Source organism: Micromonospora craniellae, from assembly GCF_014764405.1.
Taxonomy (GTDB): Bacteria; Actinomycetota; Actinomycetes; order Mycobacteriales; family Micromonosporaceae; genus Micromonospora; species Micromonospora craniellae.
Map to the genome: position 1 here is coordinate 1,204,213 of NZ_CP061725.1, position 23,156 is coordinate 1,227,368.

Sequence of the window (23,156 nt, forward strand, 5' to 3'; positions counted from 1 at the left end):
GGCGGTGACGGTCACTCGACAGTGAGTCAGGTCACGTGTTCCGGGCGCGGCGGTGGGGACGACCCGGTGCGGACGGCATCCGGCCTGGTGCGATCATCGGGACATGGCTCGCTCCGACACCACCCGGTTCCGGCACAACCAGGCCATCCTGGTGGCGGCGATCGTCGCCACGCTCGGCTCCCTGCCGCTGGCCAGCGCCCGCGCCTACCTACTGCCGGTGTTGCTGCTGCCGCTGGCGGTGGCGGTCTGGGCGTGGCGGGCCGGCACCGACGCCGACCTCGCCGGGCTGCGTCTGCGCGCGCTGGCCGGTCAGCGCCGGATCCCCTGGGACCAGGTGGTCGAGCTAGGCGCCGACCCCCGGGGCCGGGCGCGCGCCCGGCTCGACGACGGTGAGCAGCTCATGCTGCCCGCGGTGCGCCGCGAGGACCTTCCCCGGCTGGTGGCGGCGGCCGGCCGGGGCGGGCCCGAGGTGGCTCAGTAGCCGTCGACCACCACGTTCTCCGGCCGCTCACCGGCGGCGAAGCGGCGGATCTGCTCGCCGACCAGCCGGTACGCCCGGGGCAGCAGCCCGCGTACCGAGCCGGCCACGTGCGGGGTGATCAGCACGTTGGGCAGCTCCCAGAGCGGGTGGTCGGCGGGCAGCGGCTCCGGGTCGGTGACGTCCAGCGCGGCGGAGATCCGTCCGGTGGACAGCTCGGCGAGCAACGCGTCGATGCGAGCCACCGGCCCCCGGGCGGCGTTCACCAGCAGCGCGCCGTCCGGCATCGCGGCGAGGAACTTCTCGTCGACCAGGCCCCGGGTCTGCGGGGTCAGCGGGACCAGCAGCACCACCACGTCGGCGTGCGGCAGCAGTCCGGGCAGCTCGTCCACGCCGTGCACCCCCTGTGCGGCACGGGCCGTCCGGGCGACCAGGGTGAACTCCACCTCGAACGGCGCGAGCCGGTCCCGCACGGCGGTGCCGATCGAACCGGCCCCGATGATCAGGACCCGCTTGCCGGCCAGCTCGTCGGTGGGCGCCACCTCGTCGTACGCCCACCGGCGCTCGGCCTGGGCGCGGATCATCTCCGGGAAGGCCCGCAGGCGGGCCAGGATCGCGGTGACCACCCACTCGGCGGTGGACGGGTCGTGCACACCCCGGGCGTCGCAGAGCACCACCCCGTCCGGCACGCGGCCGACCCAGGCGTCCGCGCCGGCCGAGAGCAGTTGCACCACCGCCAGGTCCGGCAGCTCGTGCGCGAACGGGACGATCTCGCGGGTGGCGAGGAAGGGTGGCACCCAGAACCGGACACCGGCAGCCGACGAGGGCGGCCTCGCCAGGTCCTCCATCGTCTCGACGGTGATCTGCGCTGGCAGCTCGCCGAGCAGGGCGTGACCGGTCTCGTGCGGGATCCATACCTTCACGCCAGCCGACGATAGACCCGTCGTCCGTACCGCTGCTGGGGCGGGGGGCCGCCGACCTCCACGCCGGCCGGCACGGCGGGCTAGGCTCGGGCGGGTGAGCGTTCCCCCGTACTCTCCCGCCCGCCGGGTCCGCGGGTTCCTCGCGGCCTCCTGCACGGCGCTGCTGCTCGCGGCCACCGGTTGCAGTCTCGGCGAGCCGGAACCGGACCCGGCCGGCCGGCCACCCAACCTGCCGACCCCGTCGGCCAGCGCTGCGGGCGGCGGCCAGGAGGTGGTGGCCACCGTGCTGGCGCGGGGGCTGCGGGTGCCGTGGGGTATCGCCTTCCTGCCTGACGGCGGAGCGCTGGTCACCGAACGCGACAGCGGCCGGATCGTCCAGGTCGGCCCGGAGTCGAGCCCGGACGGCCTGCGGATCACCGAGGTGCAGACGGTCGACGACGTGGTCGCCTCGGGCGAGGGCGGCCTGCTGGGCATCGCCGCGTCGCCGGAGTTCGCGCAGGACCGCACGGTCTTCGTCTACTACACCGCCGAACGGGACAACCGGATCGCCCGGATGCGGCTGGGAGAGAAGCCCACCCCGATCCTCACCGGCATCCCCAAGGCGGGCGTCCACAACGGCGGCGGCCTGGCGTTCGGCCCGGACGGCCGGCTCTACGCCAGCACCGGCGACGCCGGGGACACCGACCAGTCCCAGGACGCCGAGGAGCTCGGCGGCAAGATCCTGCGGATCACCACGGAGGGCAAGCCGGCGCCCGGCAACCCCTTCCCGAACTCCCCGGTCTGGTCCCTCGGCCACCGCAACGTGCAGGGCATCGCCTGGGCCGGCGACCGGATGTACGCGGTGGAGTTCGGCCAGAACACCTGGGACGAGATCAACCAGGTGGCCAAGGGCAAGAACTACGGCTGGCCCGAGGTCGAGGGACGCGGCGGCGACAAGGAGTTCGTGGACCCGATCGTGCAGTGGTCGACCGACGAGGCGTCCTGCTCCGGCCTGGCCGCGAGCGAGCGGCTGCTGGCCACCGCCTGCCTGCGCGGGCAGCGCCTCTGGCTGGTCGAGCTGACCGACACCGGCACCGTGCTCGGGCAGCCGCAGGCGCTGCTCACCGAGAAGTACGGGCGGCTGCGGGCGATCGCCGCGGCACCGGACGGCTCGTTCTGGGTGGGCACCTCCAACCACGATGGGCGGGGCCGACCAACACCCGAGGATGACCGCTTGTTGCGGCTTGTTTTCGCAGGTGGCGGCGCTGGCCGCAGCTGAGGCACTCTCGACACGCAGCACCTCGGGTTTGCCAAGATCCTCAACCGGGCAGGTCAGAATCTCAGTATGGACGATCACGAGAACGAGAAGCCGCACCGCGATCCGGACGGGAACGACCCGACCGGTCGCCCGCGTCGCTTCGTCTCGCTGCGGCGGGCCGCCGCCGGTTCGCCCCGCGCCGGGCGGCGCAGCGGGCTGCGCCGGATAGGGGCCGGCCTGGCGCTGCTGGTCGTCACGCTGACCGGGGTGCTGCTCGGGTTGCTCGCCGGCGGGCACGTCAGCACCGACATCGGCCCGTTCCAGGCCCGGCTGTCCGTTTCGCCCTCGGTCAACGGCAGCACCACCGTCGACATCCCGCCGCTGGGCGCGCTGCTGCTGGACAGCCACGACGGGCCGACCCGGCTGACCGTGGAGCTGGGCGCGCTGGACCAGGGCCGCACCGAGGCCCTGATCGACGACCCTGCCAGCATCAACCGGGCCACCCAGTCGGCCGTCGACGACGTACGCGAGGGCGTGCTGCGGCTCGGACTGCGTACCGTCGGCGCGACCGTGCTGGCCACGCTGGTGCTGGCGCTGCTGGCGTTCCGGGACACCCGGCGGGCGGCCTGGGCCGGCGCGCTGGCGCTGGCGATCAGCGCGGGCAGCCTCGGCACCGCAGCGGCCACCGTCCGGCCGCAGGCGATCGAGGAGCCCACGTACGAAGGGCTGCTGGTCAACGCCCCGGCGATCGTCGGCGACGTACGCAAGATCGCCGACGACTACGGCCGGTACGCCGAGCAGCTCCAGCGGCTCATCGGCAACGTCACCCAGCTCTACACCACCGTGTCGGCGCTGCCGGTGTACGAGCCGGAGCCCGGCACCACCCGGGTGTTGCACATCTCCGACCTGCATCTCGGCCCGGCCGCCTGGCAGCTGATCCGGACGGTGACCGAGCAGTTCGGCATCGACGTCGTGATCGACACCGGCGACATCACCGACTGGGGCAGCGAGCCGGAGGCCTCCTACGTCGGCTCGATCAGCCTGCTGGAGAAGCCGTACGTCTTCATCCGGGGCAACCACGACTCCCCGCGTACCGCTGCGGCGGTGGCCCGCCAGCCGAACGCGATCGTGGTGGACAACACCACCGTGACGGTCGCCGGGCTGACCATCGCCGGTATCGGCGATCCCCGCTTCACCCCGGACAAGAGCACCTCACCGGCGAGCGGCGGGCTCAACCCGTCCACCGCCGACATACTGATCGACAGCGGCGAAACGCTCGCCGCCACGATCCGAAGCTCCCCGCGACCGGTGGACATAGCGCTGGTGCACGACCCGGCTTCGGCCGGTCCGCTCTCCGGCACCTGCCCGCTGGTGCTCGCCGGTCACACCCACGACCGGCGGGTGAACACGCTGCCCGAGGTGCCGGGCGAGCAGCCGACCACGCTGATGGTGCAGGGCTCCACCGGCGGCGCCGGGCTACGTGGCCTGGAGGGCGAGGAGCCGACCCCGCTGGCGATGACCGTCCTCTACTTCGACCAGGACAAGCAGCTCCAGGCGTACGACGACATCACCGTCGGCGGCACCGGACAGGCGCAGGTGAACCTGGAACGTACCGTGGTGCAGCCGCCGACCCCGCTGCTGCCACCGACGCTCAGCCCCACCCCGACACCGACCCGCTGACGAGCGCGACCGACCTGCCGACGGCGGCCTGCACGATCCGTCGACGCCGTCAGCTCGAAAGGGCCCGAACCCGATACCCCGGCCTACGCACGCACGCCTACCCCGGCGTGGAGCGACAGGGACAGGCACCGACCGGCGTTCCGAACTGACGGCACGAGTCCGATTCGCGTCGCTCACCCCCAACAACACCGGCACAGGTCAGCGCCCGGCACGCTGGGCACGGTGGCGGTGCGTACGCCCTGCCGCAGGGTGCGCTGCCACGCGCGGCGAGCACCTCGGGCAGGACCGCGCCCGAGGCGGCCAGTTGCACCGTCGGCGCGTCGACGCTCGACGAAGGTCACGCCCGGCAGTTCCAGCCCCACGCTGGCGGTGATGGTGGACTGTGCGCGCCGCCCTCCGGGGCGAGGGTGACGCCGTAGAGGAACGCGTCCAGCCCGCGCTGGCCGAGCAGCAGGAACAGGTTCATCTCGGAGATGCCCAGCTCGATGTGCTGCCCCCGGGGCTCTCCGTCCACCCTGTCCGGGTCCTTCGTCCGCGACGGGTACGACTGCAACCCGCCCCGGGCGCCCAGCGTGGTCAGGTACGACCGGTCCAGGTTGCCGAGCAGGTACACCTCAGGCGCCGAGGCGCTCCAGGATCAGCTCGCGGACGGTCTTGGCGTCGGCCTGCCCGCGCGTGGTCTTCATGACCGCGCCGACCAGCGCGCCGGCCGCGGCGACCTTGCCGCTGCGCACCTTGTCGGCGATGTCGGGGTTGGCGGCGATCGCCTCGTCCACCGCGGCGGTCAGCGCACCGGTGTCGGAGACGACCTCCAGGTTCCGGTTGGCCATGATCTGGGTGGGCGTGCCCTCGCCTGCGACCACGCCCTCCAGCACCGTACGGGCCAGCTTGTCGTTGAGCTTGCCGGCGTCGACCAGCCCCTGGAGCTCGGCGACCTGCCCCGGGGTGGCACCCACGTCGGCCAGCTCCACACCGGTCTCGTTGGCCCGCCGGGACAGCTCGCCCAGCCACCACTTGCGGGCGGCGGCCGGGGTGGCGCCGGCGGCGACGGTGGCCTCGATCAGCTCCACCGCACCGGCGTTGAGCACCGACTGCATGTCCAGGTCGGAGAGTCCCCACGCCTGCTGGAGGCGACGCCGGTGCAACCGGGGCAGTTCCGGCAGGGCCGCCTTCAGCTCGGCCACCCAGGCGGTGTCCGGCGCGAGCGGCACCAGGTCCGGCTCGGGGAAGTAGCGGTAGTCGGTGGCGGTCTCCTTGGACCGGCCCGGGGTGGTGTCCCCGGTGTCCTCGTGGAAGTGCCGGGTCTCCTGGGTGATCCGTCCGCCCGCGTCCAGCACCGACGCCTGCCGCAGCATCTCCGAACGCACCGCCCGCTCGACCGACCGCAGCGAGTTGACGTTCTTGGTCTCGGTGCGGGTGCCCCACTCCTCGCCGGGCAGGTTCAACGACGTGTTCACGTCACACCGCAGCGACCCCTCCTCCATCCGCACGTCGGAGACGCCGAGCGAGCGCAGCACGTCCCGCAGCTCGGTGACGTACGCCCGGGCCACCTCGGGGGCGAGCGCGCCGGTGCCCGGGATCGGCTTGGTGACGATCTCCACCAGCGGGATGCCGGCCCGGTTGTAGTCGACGAGCGACTCGGTCGCGCCGTGGATCCGGCCGGTGGCGCCGCCCACGTGCAGCGTCTTGCCGGTGTCCTCCTCCAGGTGCACCCGCTCGATGCCGATCCGCACCGTCTCGCCGTTCACCTCGACGTCCAGGTAGCCGTCCACACAGAGCGGCTCGTCGTACTGGCTGATCTGGAAGTTCTTCGGCATGTCGGGATAGAAGTAGTTCTTCCGGGCGAACCGGCACCACTGCGCGATAGAGCAGTTCAGCGCCAGGCCGATCCGGATGGTCGCCTCGATGGCCGCCTTGTTGGCCACCGGCAGCGAGCCGGGTAGGCCCAGGCAGACCGGACAGACCCGGGTGTTGGGCTCGCCACCGAAGTCGGTCGGGCAGCCGCAGAACATCTTCGTGTTCGTGCCCAGCTCGACGTGGGTCTCCAGGCCGATCACCGGCTCGAATCGCGCGACGACCTCGTCGTACGCGGGCAGCGTCGTGGTCATGAGAACTCCAGCTTTCGGGCGGTAGCCGGCCCGCGCCGGCATCCGGACACAACGCCGCCCAGCCTAGCCGCTCCCCCCGCCTGGCCTCGGTCGGGCGTCACCCCGCGGTGAACCTCTGCCGACGGCGGTACGCCACCACGAGCAGGATGCCGCCGATGCTGAACGCCACGACGCCGAGGAGCATCAGCACCAGGGCCGAGTTCTCCCCGGTGACCGGCAGCCAGGCCCCGGTCGTCCGGGACGGCGACGGTGCGGCGGCGGCCGGCGTCGGGCTCTGCGACGGCGCGGTCGGGTACGCGGTCGACTGCTCGGTGGGGGTCGGCGAGGCCGACGGGGTGGCCGTCGGATCGGGGTAGACGACCAGCGACACCTCATCGGTGTCGCTGGTGGCGGTGCCGGTGGCCAAGATCGTAAAGTCGAAGGAGCCGGCGACGGTCGGGGTGCCGCTGAGCACGCCGTCCGGGTCGAGCACGAGCCCGTCCGGCAGCGCCCCGGCGGCCAGCCCGAACCGGATGTCGGAGTCGCCCTCGGCGGTGAACCGGAACGAGTACGCCTGTCCGGCCGTGCCGAGCGGCGGCTCGGCCGAGGTGATGACGGCCGCCGCCGTGGCGATCACCAGCGTGACGTCCTGCTGCCCCTGGAAGCCGTTCGCGTCGGTCACCAGCAGCCCGAAGCGGTGACGTCCGGCCTGGCTCGGGAAACCGGCGAGGACACCGGCCGAGGAGAGCGACAGACCCGGCGGCAGCGAGCCCGACGCCAGCGAGACGGTGTGCGGGGCGGTGCCGCCCGAGACGGTGAACCGGTACGTCGGATAGACCTGCCCGACGTACCAGGGCGAGACCGGCTCCGGCGACGTCACGGTGACGACCGGCTGCACCACCACCACGGTCACCTGGTGGTCGGCGGTCTCCCCGCTCGGTGCGCCGGTGGCCCGGACGGTGAAGGCGAAGCGGCCGGCCACGGTGGGCGTACCGGTCAGGGTGCCGGCCGACGACAGCGCGAGACCCGGCGGGATCGCACCGGCGACCAGCGAGATGCGGATCTCCTCGTCGCCGGTGGCGGTGAAGGTGTGGCCCGGGTACGGCTCGTAGGCGGTCACCCCGGACGGCGGCGGGGCGGAGGTGACGGTGATGGTGACGACCGCCGGATCCACGATCACCGGATCCACGATCACCGGATCGACGACGGCCGGTTCTGCGGCAGCGGGCGCGGCGACACCGATCAGCAGCATCGTGAGCACCGAGACAATCGTGATCGGCCGCAGCGTCTTCATCGCAGTTCCAGTCGGCTAGTAAGCCAATGCTTGCGTTTCGCCAGCGGCTCGAACTCTATCCAACCCACGCACGTCACCACGCGCTATGAGTCCGAACGGTGACCTCGTGTCACCGAGGTCACGGCCAGGTCGGACTCGTTCCGACGCTCGATCACGCTCGGCGCGAATGACATCTCATCGACCGGAGGCCCCTCGATGGGGCGATGAAAGAGATCGGCCACATCGCCACGCATGTGCTGATCGCGTCAGCATCCCGCCTACCTCACAGCACCGGCGGCGTGAGGGTGCCGACCGCGCTCTCCAGCGCGGCGGCCACCCGGTACATCCGGTCGTCGGCCATCGTCGGGGCCATCACCTGCAACCCGACCGGCAGCCCGTCGGAGAGGCCGCACGGCACCGAGATGCCCGGGCCGCCGTACAGGTTGGTCGGGATGGTGTACAGGTCCGCCAGATACATCTGGTACGGGTCGGAGGTACGCGCGCCCAGCGGGAAGGCCACGAACGGCGTGGTCGGCGAGATCAGCGCGTCGACCCGCTCGAACGCGGCGGTGAAGTCGCGGGTGATCAGCGTACGGACCTTCTGCGCCTGCCCGTAGTACGCGTCGTAGTAGCCCGACGACAACGCGTACGTGCCGAGCATGATGCGCCGCTTGACCTCGGGGCCGAAGCCAGCCTCCCGGGTCAGCGACATGACCTCCTCCAGCGACCGGTTGCCGTCGTCGCCGATTCGCAGACCGAACCGGACCCCGTCGAAGCGGGCCAGGTTGGAGGAGCACTCGCTCGGCGCGATCAGGTAGTAGGCCGGCAGCGCGTACTTGAAGTGCGGGCAGGAGATCTCGACGGTCTCCGCGCCCAGCTTCGTCAGCGTGTCGACGGCCTCGTTGAAGGCGGCCATCACGCCCGGCTCGGCGCCCTCGCCGACGAACTCGGAGACGATGCCGAGACGGACCCCGGTCAGGTCGCCGGTCGCGCCGAGCTTCGCGGCGGCCACCACGCCCGGCACCGGCGCCGGGATGGAGGTGGAGTCACGCGGGTCGTGGCCGCCGATCGCCTCGTGCAGCAGCGCGGCGTCGAGGACGGTGCGCGCGCACGGGCCGGGTGTGTCCAGCGAGGAGGAGAAGGCCACCAGGCCGTACCGGGAGGTGCTGCCGTAGGTCGGTTTGGCGCCGACGGTGCCGGTGACCGCGCCCGGCTGGCGGATCGAGCCGCCGGTGTCCGAGCCGATCGCCAGCGGCGCCTCGTACGCGGCCAGCGCCGCCGCGCTGCCTCCGCCGGAGCCGCCCGGGATCCGCTCGGTGTCCCACGGGTTGCGGGTCGGCCCGTACGCCGAGTACTCCGTGGAGGAGCCCATGGCGAACTCGTCCATGTTGGTCTTGCCGAGCATGACCGTGCCGGCGGCGCGCAGCCGCTCCACGATCGTCGAGTCGTACGGCGGGCGCCAGCCCTCCAGGACCTTCGAGCCGACCGTGGTCGGTACGCCCCGGGTGGTGAGCACGTCCTTGACCGCGACCGGCACTCCGGCCAGCGGGCCCAGCTCCGCTCCGGCGGCCCGCCGGGCGTCCACCTCGCGGGCGGCGGCGAGCGCACCCTCGGTGTCGACGTGCAGGAAGGCGTGCACCCGGTCGTCGACCGCGGCGATCCGGTCCAGGTGCGCCGAGGTCACCTCGACCGCCGAGGTCTCGCCCGAGGCGACCAGCCCGGCGATCTCGGTGGCGGTGAGTCTGGTCAAGTCGGTCATGACGCCACATCCTCGTCCAGAATCCGTGGTACGCGGAACCGCTGCTCCTCTGCGTCGGGCGCGCCGGACAGCGCCTCCTCGGGGGTCAGGCACGGCGTCACGACGTCCTCGCGGAGCACGTTGGTCAGCGGCACCGAGTGCGAGGTCGGCGGGATGTCCGCGGCGGCGACCTCGCCCACCTGGGCGACCGCCTGGAGGATCACGTCGAGCTGGCCGGCGAAGGTGTCCAGCTCCTCCTCCGTCACGGCGAGCCGCGACAGTCGCGCCAGGTGCGCGACCTCCTCGCGGGAGATGGCGGCCATCGGTGCCCCCTTCGTGGCTGTCCTGCGTCTGCCTACGCCCACCAACGCGGCGCACGAGGCGGCGCGCGGTGACCGCAGCGAGTCTATTGTTCCGCGCCCGGCCCGCCGCCCCCGGCTCCCCGGGGCGTCCGGTCCGCCGACCGGACGCCCCGCCCGACGGGCGGTGTGCGGCGGGTCCGGCGGCGGGTCACCGAGGGCTGCGGCGGGGTACGTCCGGCTCGTCGTGGCCGCCGAGCGGGCGCAGCGGGCGGTAGCGGGCCAGCCAGGCCACCAGTTCCTCGGCCGGCATCGGCCGGGCGTAGAACCAGCCCTGTGCCGCGTCACACCCGGCCGCGTGCAGCATCCGCCAGGTCTTCTCGTCCTCCACGCCCTCGGCGACCACCCGCAACCCCAGCGCCTTGGCCAGTCCGATCGTCGACCGGACGATCGCCGCGTCGTCGGAGTCCTCGGTCATCCCGAGAACGAAGGACCGGTCGACCTTCACCTCCGACAGCGGCAGCCGGCGAAGGTGTTGCAGCGAGGAGTAGCCGGTGCCGAAGTCGTCGAGCGCGATGCCGACCCCGATCCGGTGTAACCGGGTGATCGTGGTCAGCACCCGGCGCGGATCGGCCATCAACGCGCCCTCGGTGATCTCCAGTTGCAGCCGTTCCGGCACCACGCCGTAGCGGGTCAACCGGTCGGCGATCTGGTCGGCGATCTCGCCGGTGTGCAGGTCGCGCACGCTGACGTTGAGCGCCGCCCGCAGGCCCAGGCCCGCCGCCGACCACTTGGCCAACTGTTCGACCACGTCGTCCACCACCCGACGGGTGAGCAGGCGCATCACGGCGCTCTGCTCGGCGACCCGGATCAGCTCCTCCGGGTCGACCATGCCCCGGCGGGGGTGCCGCCAGCGCAGCAGCGCCTCGACCCCGACCACCTCGCCGGTGGCGATGGCGATCTGCGGCTGGTAATACATCATGATCTCGCCCGCGTCCCCGGACGGATCGCCGCCGAACGCGGCACCGGTGGAGGGCACGACCTCGTCACCCGGCCGGTGGGCGCCGGCCGGTCCGGACCACGGCTCGCCGGGGACCGCCGCCGGGTCGCCGGGCTGGACGGTACGGCGCAGGATCGGGTCCGCGCCGGCGACGATCCGGGCGATCAGTTCGTCGTCGGGCGCGATCGCCGGGGGTCGGCGACGCCGACGGAACCACCCGCCGCGCTGCGGCACCGCCGGGGTCGCGGTCAACGCCGCCCCGTCCCCGCCCCGTACCACCGGCGCGTCGCCCGGGGCACCGGCGGACCGGCCCGCCGGGCCAGCGTCCAACACCCGGCGCAGGTCGGCCAGCAGGCCCAGCCGCTCGGCGGAGTTGTGGTCGGACTCGGCGGTGTAGACGGCGACCGTGCCATTGCGGTGCTTGGCGTCGTACATGGCCACGTCGGCGTGGCGCATCAGGGTGGCGAAGTCCTCGCCGTGCTCCGGGTACAGGGCGATGCCGATGGAGCCGCCGACCTCCAGCGGCAGCCCGTCCAGCGGCACCGGCTCGGCGAGGACCCGCACCACCTGGTCGGCCAACGCCCGGGCCTCGGTGACGTCGTCCACCCCGGTCATCACGATCGCGAACTCGTCACCGCCGAGGCGGACCACCATGTCCGGTGCGGGCACGAGGTCGGTCAGCCGGGCGCTCACCTCGACCAGCAGGCGGTCGCCGACAGCGTGCCCGAGGGCGTCGTTGACGTTCTTGAAACGGTCCAGGTCGATCAGGAGCAGGGCCAGGTGGGCACCGGGCTCACCGCGTGCGGCGCGCTCGGCGTGCCGGTGCACCTGCTCGTTGACCTCGCTGAGCAGCGCCTTGCGGTTGGGCAGCCCGGTCAGTGGGTCGAGGGCGGCGAGTTGGCGCTGCTCGACGGTGAGCCGGGCCATCCGGTACACCGCGAACAGCGGCACCAGCACCAGCGGGACCAGGGCCGCACTGGCCCGCGCGGCGGTGACCAGCACCGGTGCGAGCAACAGCAGGGAGCCGGTGGAGAGCAGTTCGAACGGCAGGCCGTGCCGGGCGTTGGGCCACCACCGCTCGCCGAAGCGCAGCCGGACGGCCGTGGTGACCAGCCCGTAGTTGACCAGGAACCAGGCCACCCCGGCGCCGCCGATCGCGGCGATGTCGGTCCACCCCAGACCGCCGCCGTCGAAGATGCCGCCCGGCCCGAGCCGGGTGACGGCGTACGCGGCGGCCAGCGAGCAGGCGTACTGCCCGGCGTTGAAGGCGACCCGCCAGGGGGCGTGCCGCATCCGGGCTCCGGAGACCAGCACGGCGACCGCCTGCACCGCGACCGCCGGGCCGAGACCCCAGCCGAGCAGGATGGCGAAGGTGAAGCAGGTCGACGGGAAGACCGCGGACGAGGAGGGCCGACGACCGGGCGGCAGGAACGGGCGCGCGTCGCAGGCGACGGCGAGCACGGCCATCGTCCAGAACGCGGCCGGCAGCTCCGACAGCGTTCCGGCGAGCGAGACCAGTGGCCCGACGGAGAGCAGCACGGCCACGGCCAGCACGCCGCCCACGAAGACCGAGAACGGCGCGGTGCGCCCGGGCGGGACGAGGTTGCGCGGATCGGGCGGCTCCATCACACCTCCCGTTACAGGACGCGACGCGTGGGTCCACGCGCCGTGTCCCCAATGAAACGCCCCCGACGACCGGAAACCAGGTACGACAGCCGCAAATCGGTCGTAGTCGTAATTAAGTTGGTATCCGGACGAGTAACCGCAAGATCGGCAAGTGCCGCCTTACTCCTCGACGCGGGCCACCGCGCGGGCCGCGTCCGCCCCGGAGTCGAGCAGCACCCGGAAGCCCTCCTCGTCGAGGATCGGCACCTTCAGGCCGGCCGCCTTGTCCGCCTTGGATCCTGGATTGTCGCCGACCACCACGAAACCGGTCTTCTTCGACACCGAGCCGCTGACCTTGCCGCCCCGGGACTGGATCGCCTCGGCGGCCTGGTCTCGCGAGTAGCCGGCCAGCGTGCCGGTGACCACCACGGTCACCCCCTCCAGCGGTCGTGGGCCCTCCCCCTGCGCCTCCTCGGCCATCCGGACACCCGCGTCGGCCCACTTGCGGATCACCTCGCGGTGCCAGTCGACGGCGAGCCACTCCCGGATGCTCGCGGCGATGGTCGGCCCGACACCGTCGACGGAGGACAGTTCCTCCTCCGACGCGGCATCGATCGCCTCGATCGACCGGAAGTGCCGGGCGAGCGCCTGCGCGGCGGTCGGCCCGACGTGCCGGATGGAGAGCGCCACCAGCACCCGCCACAGCTCGCGTTCCTTGGCGACGGCGAGGTTGTCGAGCAGCTTGACGGCGTTGCTGCCGAGGCTGCCGTCCTTGTTGACGAAGAACGGCGAGCGGGCCAACTGCTCGGCGTCGAGCGAGAACAGGTCACCCTCGTCGGTGATCACCTGCGCGTCGAGCAGCGCGGCGGCGCTCTTGTAGCCGAGCGCCTCGATGTCGAACACCTTGCGCCCGGCCAGGTGGTAGACCCGCTCGCGCAACTGCGCCGGGCAACTGCGCGAGTTGGGGCAGCGGATGTCGACGTCGCCCTCCTTCGCCGGGGCGAGCGGGGTGCCGCAGGCCGGGCAGGTGGTGGGCATGACGAACGCCCGGGCGTCGGGCGGGCGCAGCTCGACCACCGGGCCGAGCACCTCGGGGATCACGTCGCCGGCCTTACGGATCACCACCGTGTCGCCGATCAGCACCCCCTTGCGCTCCACCTCGCGGGCGTTGTGCAGGGTCGCGTACGCGACGGTGGAGCCGGCCACCTTCACCGGCTGGAGCAGCGCCCGGGGCGTGACCCGACCGGTCCGTCCCACCTCGACCTCGATGTCGAGCAGGCTGGTGTTGACCTCCTCGGGTGGGTACTTGAAGGCGATCGCCCAGCGGGGTGCCCGGCTGGTCGAGCCGAGCCGCCCCTGGATCGGCACCGGGTCGACCTTGACCACCACGCCGTCGATCTCGTGTTCCACGTCGTGCCGGTGCGCGGCGTAGTGCGCGATGAAGTCCCGGACGCCGGCCAGGTCGGACACCACCCGCCAGCGGTCGCTGGTGGGCAGCCCCCAGGCCCGCAACGCCGAGTACGACTCGGACTGGGTGGCCGGCTGGAAGCCGCGCCGGGCACCGATGCCGTGCACCACCAGGCGCAGCGGTCGGGACGCGGTGATCCGCGGGTCCTTCTGCCGCAGGCTGCCGGCGGCGGCGTTACGCGGGTTGGCGAACGGCGCCTTGCCCTGCTCGACCAGGCCCGCGTTCAGGTCGGCGAAGGCCTCGACCGGGAAGTAGATCTCCCCGCGTACCTCGATCAGCTCGGAGACCGGCCCGAACTCCGCCGAGTCGGTCAGCCGGGTGGGCACGTCCCGGATGCTGCGCACGTTGGCGGTGACGTCCTCGCCGATGCGGCCGTCGCCCCGGGTCGCCGCCCGCACCAGCCGACCCGACTCGTAGGTGAGGTTGATCGCCAGCCCGTCGACCTTCAGCTCGCACAGGTAGGGCACCGGGCCGCCCGCGTCCCGCTCGACCCGCTCGGCCCACGCCGCCAGCTCCTCGTCGGCGAACGCGTTGTCCAGCGACATCATCCGTTCCGCGTGCGCGACCGGGGCGAAGTCGGTGGAGAAGGTGCCGCCGACACGTTGGGTCGGCGAATCCGGGGTGCGCAGCGCCGGAAACTCCTCCTCCAACGCTTCCAGCTCCCGCAGTTGCCGGTCGAACTCGGCGTCCGAGACGGTCGGCGCGTCGAGCACGTAGTAGCGGTACTGGTGCTCGGTCAGCTCCTGGCTCAGCGTGGCGTGCCGTTCCCGCGCCTGCGGGGTGGGCTCGGCGCCGGCCGCCGCCTCCTGCGCCGCGCTGACCTGCTGGTCGATGGCTTGCTCGGACAACCCCGCGACCTCCTGTGATGGGTACCCCGGCACGGTATCCGGCGGGTCGGACAGTTCGCCGACAACCCCTCCGGTTCCGCCGCCGGTCAGCGCTGCCAGGCGGCGGCGAGGGCGGTGAGCTGGTCGGCGTACTCGATGCGACCGGCCCAGTCGGCGGGCCAGGCGGCGGCCCCCACGGCGGCACCGACGAAGGCCCCGGCCAGGGCGGCGATCGAGTCGGAGTCACCGGCGGTCCGGGCACCCCGGGCGAGCGCACCGACCGGGTCGTCGACGTGCCGGACGGCGCAGTAGAGCGCGGTCGCCAGGGCCTCCTCGGCGATCCACCCCTCGCCGGTCAGCCGGCACGGGTCACCGCCGTCGTCGGGAGCGGCGATCGCCGCGTCGAGCCGGGCCAGCGCCCGCAGGCACTCGTCCCAGCCCCGGGCGATGAACTCCTGCGGCGTCCGTACTCCCGGGCGTTGCCACAGGTCGCCGAGCCAGTCGGCCCGGTAGGTCCGACGTTGGTCCCGGGCCCGCGCGGCGAGCAGGCCGGGCAGTTCGGCGATCGCGGTGCCCTCGGCCAGCAACCGCACCGCGTACGCGGTCAGCTCGCTGGCCGCCAGGCCGGTCGGGTGCCCGTGGGTCAGCCCGGCCTGGAGCTGGGCCAGCCCGGCGAAGGTGTCGAGGTCGACGTCGAGCAGCCCGACCGGGGTGACCCGCATGTTCGCCCCGCAGCCCTTCGAGCCGGCCTGGGTGACCTGCTGCCAGGGCAGCCCACCGGACAGCTCGGCACAGGCCCGCAGGCAGGTCATCCCGGGCGCGCGGTTGTTGTCCGGGCTGGCCGCCCAGGCCAGGAAGCGCTGCCTCAGCAGCGGCTCGACCGCCTCGGGCGTGTACGCGGGCGCGTCGTGCAACGCCCAGCCGACCGCGAGCGCCATCTGGGTGTCGTCGGTGACCAACGCGGGGTCGCCCACCAGGTCCCGGGGGCCGGTGGGGCCGTACCGTTCCTCGATCTCGGTCACGGTGAGGAACTCGGCGGGCCTGCCCAGGGCGTCACCGTAGGCGAGTCCGAACAGCGAGCCGGCGGCCCGCCCGTGCACAGGGCTGATCATGAAGACGATCATGCCTGCTCGGGCGGGCCGGCGAAACCTCACTCCTCGGCGAGCCGACGCCCCGCGTCGCGGCAGGCGGACAGGACCGCGCGGGCGTGTGCCGGGGGGGCGCCGGCCAGGCCGCAGGCGGGTGTGACGACCACCTGCTCGGCGAGCCGGCGACGGGGGAAACCGAGCCGGTCCCAGAGGGTGCGGACCCGGTCGGCGACCTGGGCCGAGGTCGGCGCGCGACCGGCCGACGCGGTGCCCGGCGCGGCGCCGGCGAGCAGGCCCAGCCCGGCGTCGATCGCCTCGCCCAGCGCATCGAGGTCGGTGACCAGGTCCAGGGCGAGGGCGACACCGACGGCGCCGGTGGAGCGGATCAGGTGCAGCGGTACGTCCGGGGCGCAGCAGTGCACCACGGTCGGTACGCCGACCGCCTCGATCACCGTGGCCAGCAGCGCACCTGCGTCCCCCGGCTGCACCGCCCGGTACGTGCCGAAGCCGCTCTCGGTGGGCACCCGGCCGGCCAGCACCGCCGGCAGCGACGGTTCGTCCACCTGGAGCAGGACGGAGGCGCGGGGTACCCGGCGGGCCACCGCCGCCACGTGCGCGCGGAGCCCCTCGGCGAGCGAGCCGGCCAGGTCGCGTACCGCACCGGGGTCGCGCACCATCCTGCCGCCGACCGGCAGTTCCACCGAGGCGGCGAGGGTGAACGGACCGGGTGCCTGCACCTTGATCGGGCCGGCGTACTCCTCGGCCTGCTCGGCGAGTTGGTCGAGGTCGCGTTCCATCAGGTCCCGCGCCCGGCGCAGGTCCCGGCCGGGGCGCAGGGCCACCCGCCAGCGCGCGGCGTACAGCTCCACCGGCAACTCGACCAACAGGCCGGCGCCGCGGCCGATCATGTCCGCGCCCGGGCCACGGGCCGGCAGCTCCGGCAGGTGGGGCAGGGCGGGCAGTTCACCGAGGACGATCCGCTGCGCCTCGGCGATGTCGGTGCCGGGCAGCGATCCGATGCCGGTCGCCGCGCCGGCAGGCCACGGCCAAACCTGATCACTCACCGCCGAAGGGTACCGGTCAGTCGGTGATGGTGGCGGAGCCGAGCACGATGTCACCGGCCGGGTCGGGGCGGTAGGCGACGATCGCCTGGCCGGCCGCGACGCCCCGGACCGGCTGCCGCAGGTCGGCGCGGAGGCCGTCGCCGTCCACGGTGACCTCGGCCGGCACCACGACGCCGTGCGCCCGCAACTGCACCTCGCACTCGATCGGGCCGGCGGGGCGCGGGCCGCCGGTCCAGACCGGGGTGGCGGCCCGCACCTCGGCGACCTCCAGCGCCTCGGCCGGCCCGACGGCCACCGTGTTGGTCGTCGGCGTGATGGAGAGCACGTAGCGGGGTCGGCCGTCCGGGGCCGGGCGGTCCAGGTGCAGGCCACGCCGCTGGCCGACGGTGTACGCGTACGCGCCGGCGTGCCGGCCCACCACCGCACCGGTGGTGGCGTCGACCACGTCGCCGGGCGCCTCGCCGAGCCGCTGGGCCAGGAAGCCCCGGGTATCGCCGTCGGCGATGAAGCAGATGTCGTGCGAGTCGGGCTTGTCGGCCACCGCCAGTCCCCGGTCGGCGGCCTCCTGCCGGACCTGCGCCTTCGTCGAGTCGCCGAGCGGGAAGATCGAGCGGTCCAACTGCGCGCGGGTGAGCACGGCCAGCACGTACGACTGGTCCTTGGCCACGTCGACGCTGCGCCGCAGCAGGCCGTCCGGGCCGAGCCGGGCGTGGTGGCCGGTGACCACGGCGTCGAAGCCCAGGGCGACCGCCCGGTCCAGCACCGCGGCGAACTTGATCTTCTCGTTGCAGCGCAGGCACGGATTGGGGGTACGCCCGGCGGCGTACTCGGCCACGAAGTCGTCGACCACGTCGGCGTGGAACCGGTCGGCCATGTCCCACACGTAGAACGGGATGCCCAACACGTCGGCGGCCCGCCGCGCGTCCCGGGAGTCCTCCAGGGTGCAGCAGCCCCGCGCACCGGTGCGGTAGGTCTGCGGATTGCGGGCCAGCGCCAGGTGCACGCCGGTCACGTCGTGACCGGCCTGCACCGCCCGCGCCGCCGCCACGGCGGAATCCACACCGCCGGACATCGCCGCCAACACCCTCACCCGGACCACGCTCCCTTCCCCACCGAGCCTATCTCCGCACCGCCGTGCGGCGGTCTCCCCCGTCCACGCTGCCGAAGTCAGCGCGGCGTCCGCAGCGCGGCCGCCCGGCGGGCCCGGTCGACGGCCGCCGGCAGGGCGGCGATGAGCGCGTCGACCTCCCCGGCGGTGCTGGTGTGACCGAGCGAGAAGCGCAGCGAGGACCGGGCCCGGTCGTCGTCGGCACCCATCGCGAGCAGCACGTGCGAGGGCTGCGCCACCCCGGCGGAGCAGGCCGAACCGGTCGAGCAGGCGATGCCCTGGGCGTCCAGCAGGAGCAGCAGCGCGTCGCCCTCGCAGCCGGGGAACGAGAAGTGCGCGTTGCCGGGCAGCCGGTCCGTCGGGTCACCGTTGAAGACCACCTCGGGCACCGCCTGCCGGACCCGGTGGACCAGGTCGTCGCGGAGCGCGGCGACCCGGGTGGCGTACTCCTGCTGGCCCTTGACCGCCGCCTCGACGGCGACCGCGAAGGCGACGATGCCGGCGGTGTCCAGGGTGCCGGAGCGCACGTCGCGCTCCTGGCCGCCGCCGTGCAGCAACGGCACCGCGGCGACGTCCCGGCCCAGCAGCAGCGCACCGATGCCGACCGGGCCGCCGAGCTTGTGGCCGGTCACGGTGAGCGCGGCGGCGCCGCTGGCGGCGAAGTCGACCGGCACCTGGCCAACCGCCTGGATCGCGTCGGTGTGGAACGGGACGCCGTACTCGGCCGCGACCGCGGCCAGTTCGCCGATGTGCTGGACGGTGCCGACCTCGTTGTTCGCCCACATGGCGGTGACCACGGCCACCCGGTCGCCGTGCGCGGCCAGTTCGGCGCGCAGCGCGTCGAGGTGCAGCCGACCCGTGCCGTCGACCGGCAACAGGCCCACCTCGGCGCCCTCGTGCCCGCCCAGCCAGTCCACCGCGTCGAGCACCGCGTGGTGCTCGATCGCGCTGGAGACCACCCGGGTCCGCTCGCCGTCGGCGGCCCGGCGCGCCCAGAAGATGCCCTTGACCGCGAGGTTGTCGCTCTCCGTACCGCCGCCGGTGAAGATCACCTCGGACGGCCGGGCGCCCAGCGCGGCGGCCACCCGTTCCCGCGACTCCTCGACCCGCCGCCGGGCACGCCGGCCGGACGCGTGCAGGGAAGACGCGTTGCCGACCTCGCGGGCGGTCGCGACGTACGCCTCCAGTGCCTCGTCGAGCATCGGAGTGGTCGCGGCATGATCCAGGTAAGCCATCACGGTTCAGCCTAACGACCGGGCCCCCCTGGGCCGCAGTCCGGAGGCACTGGTCGGGATTGCCGAGCTTCAGCGAATCTCCCGGCCGTCCCGGGGTACTACAAGGTCCGGCGCACCGACCGCCCAGCGTCGACCTCGGGCAGTACTCTGTTGTCGACATCTCCGCCCGTTGAGGGCCCCTTGACGGGCTGATCGGCGGGCCGGATCAGCTCCCCGGCCCGCCGATCAGCTCCCTCGGCGCAGACGACGAAGCCGCCGCCCGGACACCCGGGCGGCGGCTTGCGCGGTCACGCCTCACTTGCGCTTGCGGATCTCCTCGGCGGCCTGCGGGACGATCTTGAACAGGTCGCCGACCACGCCGAAGTCGGCCAGCTCGAAGATCGGCGCTTCGCCGTCCTTGTTGACCGCGACGATCGTCTTCGAGGTCTGCATGCCGGCCCGGTGCTGGATCGCACCGGAGATGCCGAGCGCCACATAGAGCTGCGGTGCGACGGTCTTGCCGGTCTGGCCGATCTGGAACTGGTGCGGGTAGTAGCCGGAGTCGACGGCGGCCCGGGACGCGCCGACCGCACCGCCGAGCAGGTCGGCCAGTTCCTCGACCAGCTTGAAGTTGTCGGCGTTGCCGACACCACGACCGCCGGAGACGACCACGCCTGCCTCGGTGAGCTCGGGGCGCGAGCCCTTCTGCTCGGCAACCCGGTCCACGACCTTGGCCAGCTTGTCGGTGTCGCTGACGGTCACGGTGAGCTGCTCCACCGCCGGGGTGGCGGCGGCGGGAGCCGGGGTGACCGAGTTCGGCCGGACGGTGACCAGCGGCAGGCCACGGGTCACCTTGGACGTGACCACGGCCGAGCCGGCGAAGGCCACCTGGGTGGCGGTGCCGTCGGCGGCCAGGGCCACCACGTCGGTCAGGATGCCGTTGTCCAGCTTCACCGCCAGGCGGGCGGCGATCTCCTTGCCCTCCTGCGACGAGGCGAGCAGCACGGCGGCCGGCTGGACCCGCGCGACCAGGTCGGCGACCACGGTGGCCTTGGGGGCCACCAGGTAGCCGTCGATCTCCGCGCCCTCGGCGGCGTAGATCTTCTCCGCGCCGTACTCGCCCAGCTTGCCGGCGAGCGCGTCGGCGGCACCGGCGCCGCCGAGCACCACCGCCGTCGGAGTGCCCAGCTCGCGCGCGAGGGTGAGCATCTCCAGGGTGACCTTCTTGACGCCGAACTCCCGCGTGGCTTCGACGACGACGAGAACCTCAGACATATCCCACACCCCTCACACGAACTTCTCGGTGGCGAGGAACTCGACCAACTGGACGCCACCGGAGCCGTCGTCGGTGACCTTCACCCCACCGGAACGCGGCGGGCGCTTGCTGTGCGAAAGCACCGTGCTGGTCGCTCCCTCGAAGCCCACCTCGGCGGCGGCCACGCCCAGGTCGGCCAGGGCGAGCGTCTGCACCGGCTTCTTCTTCGCGGCCATGATCCCCTTGAACGACGGGTACCGCGGCTCGTTGATGGTGTCCCACACCGAGACCACGGCCGGCGTCGAGGCGGTGACCACCTCGTAGCCCTCCTCGGTCTGCCGCTCCACCGTCAGCGTGCTCCCGTCGACGGTGAGCTTGCGGGCGCCGGTCAGGGCCGCCACCCCCAGCCGCTCGGCCAGCATGTGCGGCAGCACCTGTACCCGGCCGTCGGTCGACTCGGCACCGCAGAGCACCAGGTCCGCGCCGAGCTGGCCCAGCGCCGCGGCCAGCACCTTCGAGGTGGACACCGCGCAGGAGCCGTGCAGCGCGTCGTCCACCACGTGCACCGCCTTGTCCGGCCCCATCGACAGCGCCTTACGGATCGACTCGGTCGCCCGGTCCGGCCCCATGGTCAGGATCGTCACCTCGCCGCCATGCGCCTCCTTGATCTTCAACGCCTCCTCGATGGCATATTCGTCCATCTCGTTGATGACGTTGTTCGCCGAACCGCGGTCGACAGTGTTGTCGTCAGGACGCAGGTTGCGGTCCGCGCCCGAATCGGGCACCTGCTTGACGAGTACGACGATGTTCATCGCGCTTCGACGACCCTCCTGCTGTGGTGGTGTGCTCAATCGCCCCCGGTCTGGGGCGCAGCCTTGCGTGTCTGTTGCCGTCAGGTCAACCGTGGGCTGCTGTGCAGTTGCCCACGGCGCGATGTTACCTGTCGGTAGCATAGGCTTCCCCGAGCGACCGACGTGACGCAGCTCACCACAGCCGCGCGGCTGTCTCAGGACGACTCGCCCAGCACGTCCCTGATCCGGTCGATCGCCTCGGCCTCGGCCGGACTGACTCCCCGGTGGGCACGCGCGGTCCGGTCCGCGGCGGCCAGCACCACCTCGCGGTAGACCCCGACGTCCTGCGGCGCCTTCTCGGTGAGGATCCCGAGTGCCCGACGCAGCGCCGGCAGCACCACCGACTCGATCTCCAACGCCGAGTCGCGCGGCAGCTTCGGCAGCGGTCCGCTGGTCAGCGCCTCTCTCACCACCCCGCTGGCGCCGGAGATCGCTCCGGAGGCGGCGAAGCTCTCCCGGAAGACCGCCAGCAGGCCGGGCTCGGCGTTCGAGACCATGAGGACCGCGCCGAAGGCGCCTGTCTTGAGGGTCAGCTTCTCCTCGTCGGTCAGCCGCTGCGTCATGATCACGGAGTGTAGACGTAGGGCGTGGTCGTGGAGACCGCGACGAGACCGAGCCGCTCCAACAGCGGACGACTCTCCGCGCCGGCGTCGACCTGCAACAGCGTCCGGTCGCGCTGACCGGCGGACCGGGCCCGGTAGGTGACCAGCGCCCGGTAGATCCCCTGACCTCGCCACTCCGGACGGGTCGAGCCGCCCCACAACGTGGCGAAGGTGCTCTCCGCCGGGTACCGCACCCAGCCCGCGCTGACCAGCGTCCGATCCGCCTCGGCCACCACCACCGTGATCGACTGCGGGTCGGCCGCGATCTCCCGCGCCAGCCCGTCGGCCAGACCGGACAGGTCCCCGCCCCAGAGCTCCGTCTCCAGCTCCGCGATCCGGTCCAGGTCCGCCCGACCGGTCACCTCGCGCAGGCGTACGCCCTCCGGCACGACCGGCAACGCGGAGGCCAGCGACGCGACCGGCCCGACCAGCACGGACTCCTCCGCCTCCGGCGTGAACCCGGCCGCGCGCAGCCGCTGCGGCAGGTCGGCCGGCTCGTCGTGACCGTGCAGCTTCCACTCCACCGGCTCGCCCCGCTCGACCGCGATCGCCACCTGCCGGCCGATCAACTCGTCCAGCTCGGCGCCGGTCAGGCCGCCGAGATCGCGATAGGTCACCAGGACCCTGCCGTCCAGCCCGAGCACCCGGAACACCGGACCGTCCCGCTCCACCGAGACCCCGTCCGGCACCGGATCGGGCAGCCCCGGCCGAAGCTGGGTGTCGTACGTCGTACGCAACGTGATCGCGTCAAGATCCGCCATGTTTCCATCTATGCCCTATCGGAACCCGGATAATCACCTGCGTGCAGCAGTTGATCAAAAACTGGTTCGCCCCCCGGAGATGCGCCGGATTCGCCCTGCTCGGCGTGCTGCTGGTGCTGCGCGGGGTGTGACCATCCCGTCGGGTAGGACATGATGGGTACATGGCCCGGCTGTACATCCTCCTCTTCGTGGTGCAGGTCGTCCTCGCCGTCTGCGCCCTGATCAGCTGCCTGTCCGCCGAGGAAGACGACATCCGTCACCTACCCCGGATCGCCTGGGTGCTGATGATCCTCTTCGCCCCGCTGATCGGCTCGATCGCCTGGTTCGTCGCCGGGCGGAAGCGCAGGACCGACGGTGGCGGCATGTGGTCGACGGGCGCGCGACCGGCCGAGCGGGGGCCTCAGCGGCCCCTCGCCCCGGACGACGACCCCGAGTTCCTGCGCTCGATCGAGGAGCGGTCCCGCAAGGAGGACCAGCAGCTCTTCCAGCGCTGGGAGGAGGACCTGCGTCGGCGCGAGGACGACCTGCGCCGACGCGAGGGAGACCCGCCGCGCGAGGGACCCCGCCCCGAGGTGTGACCGCCGGGGCGGGGCTCGTG

20 protein-coding genes are annotated in these 23,156 nt (G+C 73.0%); 4 read left to right on the top strand and 16 right to left on the bottom strand.

Annotated elements, in window-relative coordinates; translation table 11 throughout:
* The first annotated feature begins 103 nt into the window (after nt 1–103).
* Entirely contained in the window at nt 104–481 is a 378-nt protein-coding gene (locus ID554_RS05520; protein ID WP_117229582.1) for a PH domain-containing protein, read from the top strand.
* Here ID554_RS05520 and ID554_RS05525 read toward each other — a convergent pair.
* Nucleotides 475–1,401, bottom strand: a complete 927-nt coding sequence (locus tag ID554_RS05525) for a 2-hydroxyacid dehydrogenase (RefSeq protein ID WP_117229583.1) — start codon at nt 1,399–1,401, stop codon at nt 475–477. The genes ID554_RS05520 and ID554_RS05525 overlap by 7 nt on opposite strands.
* Nucleotides 1,402–1,495: 94 nt before the next feature.
* Between ID554_RS05525 and ID554_RS05530 the strand changes: the two genes are divergently transcribed.
* The gene (locus ID554_RS05530; RefSeq protein WP_117229584.1) at nt 1,496–2,659 is read left to right on the top strand and encodes a PQQ-dependent sugar dehydrogenase; all 1,164 of its coding nucleotides are present in this window, start codon (nt 1,496–1,498) and stop codon (nt 2,657–2,659) included.
* A 66-nt stretch (nt 2,660–2,725) separates the two neighbouring features.
* Nucleotides 2,726–4,318, top strand: a complete 1,593-nt coding sequence (locus tag ID554_RS05535; RefSeq protein ID WP_117229585.1) for a metallophosphoesterase family protein — start codon at nt 2,726–2,728, stop codon at nt 4,316–4,318.
* A gap of 337 nt (nt 4,319–4,655) precedes the next feature.
* Here ID554_RS05535 and ID554_RS32925 read toward each other — a convergent pair whose 3' ends face one another.
* The 15 genes from ID554_RS32925 to ID554_RS05610 form a co-directional block, all read right to left on the bottom strand.
* Nucleotides 4,656–4,931, bottom strand: coding sequence for a hypothetical protein (locus tag ID554_RS32925; protein WP_396888579.1), 276 nt, complete (start codon nt 4,929–4,931; stop codon nt 4,656–4,658).
* Between the two features lies 1 nt (nt 4,932).
* On the bottom strand, nt 4,933–6,426 hold the full coding sequence (gatB, locus tag ID554_RS05545; protein WP_117229586.1) for an Asp-tRNA(Asn)/Glu-tRNA(Gln) amidotransferase subunit GatB: 1,494 nt from the start codon (nt 6,424–6,426) through the stop codon (nt 4,933–4,935).
* A gap of 97 nt (nt 6,427–6,523) precedes the next feature.
* Nucleotides 6,524–7,657, bottom strand: a complete 1,134-nt coding sequence (locus ID554_RS05550) for a putative Ig domain-containing protein (protein WP_223884626.1) — start codon at nt 7,655–7,657, stop codon at nt 6,524–6,526.
* A gap of 304 nt (nt 7,658–7,961) precedes the next feature.
* The gene (gene gatA, locus ID554_RS05555; protein WP_117229588.1) at nt 7,962–9,437 is read right to left on the bottom strand and encodes an Asp-tRNA(Asn)/Glu-tRNA(Gln) amidotransferase subunit GatA; all 1,476 of its coding nucleotides are present in this window, start codon (nt 9,435–9,437) and stop codon (nt 7,962–7,964) included.
* A complete protein-coding gene (gene gatC, locus ID554_RS05560; RefSeq protein ID WP_088995614.1) occupies nt 9,434–9,739 on the bottom strand; it encodes an Asp-tRNA(Asn)/Glu-tRNA(Gln) amidotransferase subunit GatC in 306 nt (101 codons plus the stop codon). The genes gatA and gatC overlap by 4 nt, the downstream gene beginning before the upstream one ends.
* Before the next feature lie 187 nt (nt 9,740–9,926).
* Entirely contained in the window at nt 9,927–12,341 is a 2,415-nt protein-coding gene (locus ID554_RS05565) for a putative bifunctional diguanylate cyclase/phosphodiesterase (RefSeq protein ID WP_117229589.1), read from the bottom strand.
* A gap of 159 nt (nt 12,342–12,500) precedes the next feature.
* Nucleotides 12,501–14,636: an NAD-dependent DNA ligase LigA gene (ligA, locus tag ID554_RS05570; RefSeq protein WP_117229624.1), complete on the bottom strand. Its 2,136-nt coding sequence runs from the start codon at nt 14,634–14,636 to the stop codon at nt 12,501–12,503.
* An 86-nt stretch (nt 14,637–14,722) separates the two neighbouring features.
* Nucleotides 14,723–15,727 carry an ADP-ribosylglycohydrolase family protein gene (locus ID554_RS05575; RefSeq protein ID WP_117229625.1) on the bottom strand — a complete coding sequence of 335 codons (1,005 nt, stop codon included), beginning with the start codon at nt 15,725–15,727 and terminating at the stop codon, nt 14,723–14,725.
* Nucleotides 15,728–15,765: 38 nt separating this feature from the next.
* A complete protein-coding gene (locus ID554_RS05580) occupies nt 15,766–16,767 on the bottom strand; it encodes a methionine synthase (RefSeq protein ID WP_117229590.1) in 1,002 nt (333 codons plus the stop codon).
* Nucleotides 16,768–16,783: 16 nt separating this feature from the next.
* Nucleotides 16,784–17,857, bottom strand: coding sequence for a tRNA 2-thiouridine(34) synthase MnmA (mnmA, locus tag ID554_RS05585; RefSeq protein ID WP_117229626.1), 1,074 nt, complete (start codon nt 17,855–17,857; stop codon nt 16,784–16,786).
* A gap of 77 nt (nt 17,858–17,934) precedes the next feature.
* Nucleotides 17,935–19,110: a cysteine desulfurase family protein gene (locus ID554_RS05590; RefSeq protein WP_117229591.1), complete on the bottom strand. Its 1,176-nt coding sequence runs from the start codon at nt 19,108–19,110 to the stop codon at nt 17,935–17,937.
* Nucleotides 19,111–19,404: 294 nt separating this feature from the next.
* Nucleotides 19,405–20,364 (bottom strand): electron transfer flavoprotein subunit alpha/FixB family protein, encoded by a 960-nt coding sequence (locus ID554_RS05595; RefSeq protein ID WP_117229592.1) that lies wholly within the window; start codon nt 20,362–20,364, stop codon nt 19,405–19,407.
* 12 nt (nt 20,365–20,376) lie between these two features.
* The gene (locus ID554_RS05600) at nt 20,377–21,156 is read right to left on the bottom strand and encodes an electron transfer flavoprotein subunit beta/FixA family protein (protein WP_117229593.1); all 780 of its coding nucleotides are present in this window, start codon (nt 21,154–21,156) and stop codon (nt 20,377–20,379) included.
* A 194-nt stretch (nt 21,157–21,350) separates the two neighbouring features.
* A complete protein-coding gene (locus ID554_RS05605) occupies nt 21,351–21,764 on the bottom strand; it encodes a hypothetical protein (RefSeq protein WP_117229594.1) in 414 nt (137 codons plus the stop codon).
* On the bottom strand, nt 21,761–22,558 hold the full coding sequence (locus ID554_RS05610; RefSeq protein ID WP_117229595.1) for a GNAT family N-acetyltransferase: 798 nt from the start codon (nt 22,556–22,558) through the stop codon (nt 21,761–21,763). Before ID554_RS05610 ends, ID554_RS05605 begins: the two co-directional genes overlap by 4 nt.
* 161 nt (nt 22,559–22,719) lie before the next feature.
* On the opposite strand from ID554_RS05610, the gene ID554_RS05615 reads away from it, so the two are divergent.
* Nucleotides 22,720–23,136 carry a PLD nuclease N-terminal domain-containing protein gene (locus tag ID554_RS05615; protein WP_117229596.1) on the top strand — a complete coding sequence of 139 codons (417 nt, stop codon included), beginning with the start codon at nt 22,720–22,722 and terminating at the stop codon, nt 23,134–23,136.
* Nucleotides 23,137–23,156: the final 20 nt, after the last annotated feature.

What these genes read in the sequence shown, in the direction of transcription:
- ID554_RS05520 (WP_117229582.1), top strand. Translation starts at nt 104, where the DNA reads ATGGCTCGCTCCGACACCACCCGGTTCCGGCACAACCAGGCCATCCTG.
- ID554_RS05535 (WP_117229585.1), top strand. Translation starts at nt 2,726, where the DNA reads ATGGACGATCACGAGAACGAGAAGCCGCACCGCGATCCGGACGGGAAC.
- gatB (WP_117229586.1), bottom strand. Translation starts at nt 6,426, where the DNA reads ATGACCACGACGCTGCCCGCGTACGACGAGGTCGTCGCGCGATTCGAG.
- ID554_RS05550 (WP_223884626.1), bottom strand. Translation starts at nt 7,657, where the DNA reads ATGCTGCTGATCGGTGTCGCCGCGCCCGCTGCCGCAGAACCGGCCGTC.
- gatA (WP_117229588.1), bottom strand. Translation starts at nt 9,437, where the DNA reads ATGACCGACTTGACCAGACTCACCGCCACCGAGATCGCCGGGCTGGTC.
- gatC (WP_088995614.1), bottom strand. Translation starts at nt 9,739, where the DNA reads ATGGCCGCCATCTCCCGCGAGGAGGTCGCGCACCTGGCGCGACTGTCG.
- ID554_RS05565 (WP_117229589.1), bottom strand. Translation starts at nt 12,341, where the DNA reads ATGGAGCCGCCCGATCCGCGCAACCTCGTCCCGCCCGGGCGCACCGCG.
- ID554_RS05575 (WP_117229625.1), bottom strand. Translation starts at nt 15,727, where the DNA reads ATGATCAGCCCTGTGCACGGGCGGGCCGCCGGCTCGCTGTTCGGACTC.
- ID554_RS05590 (WP_117229591.1), bottom strand. Translation starts at nt 19,110, where the DNA reads ATGGCTTACCTGGATCATGCCGCGACCACTCCGATGCTCGACGAGGCA.
- ID554_RS05595 (WP_117229592.1), bottom strand. Translation starts at nt 20,364, where the DNA reads ATGTCTGAGGTTCTCGTCGTCGTCGAAGCCACGCGGGAGTTCGGCGTC.
- ID554_RS05600 (WP_117229593.1), bottom strand. Translation starts at nt 21,156, where the DNA reads ATGAACATCGTCGTACTCGTCAAGCAGGTGCCCGATTCGGGCGCGGAC.
- ID554_RS05610 (WP_117229595.1), bottom strand. Translation starts at nt 22,558, where the DNA reads ATGGCGGATCTTGACGCGATCACGTTGCGTACGACGTACGACACCCAG.
- ID554_RS05615 (WP_117229596.1), top strand. Translation starts at nt 22,720, where the DNA reads ATGGCCCGGCTGTACATCCTCCTCTTCGTGGTGCAGGTCGTCCTCGCC.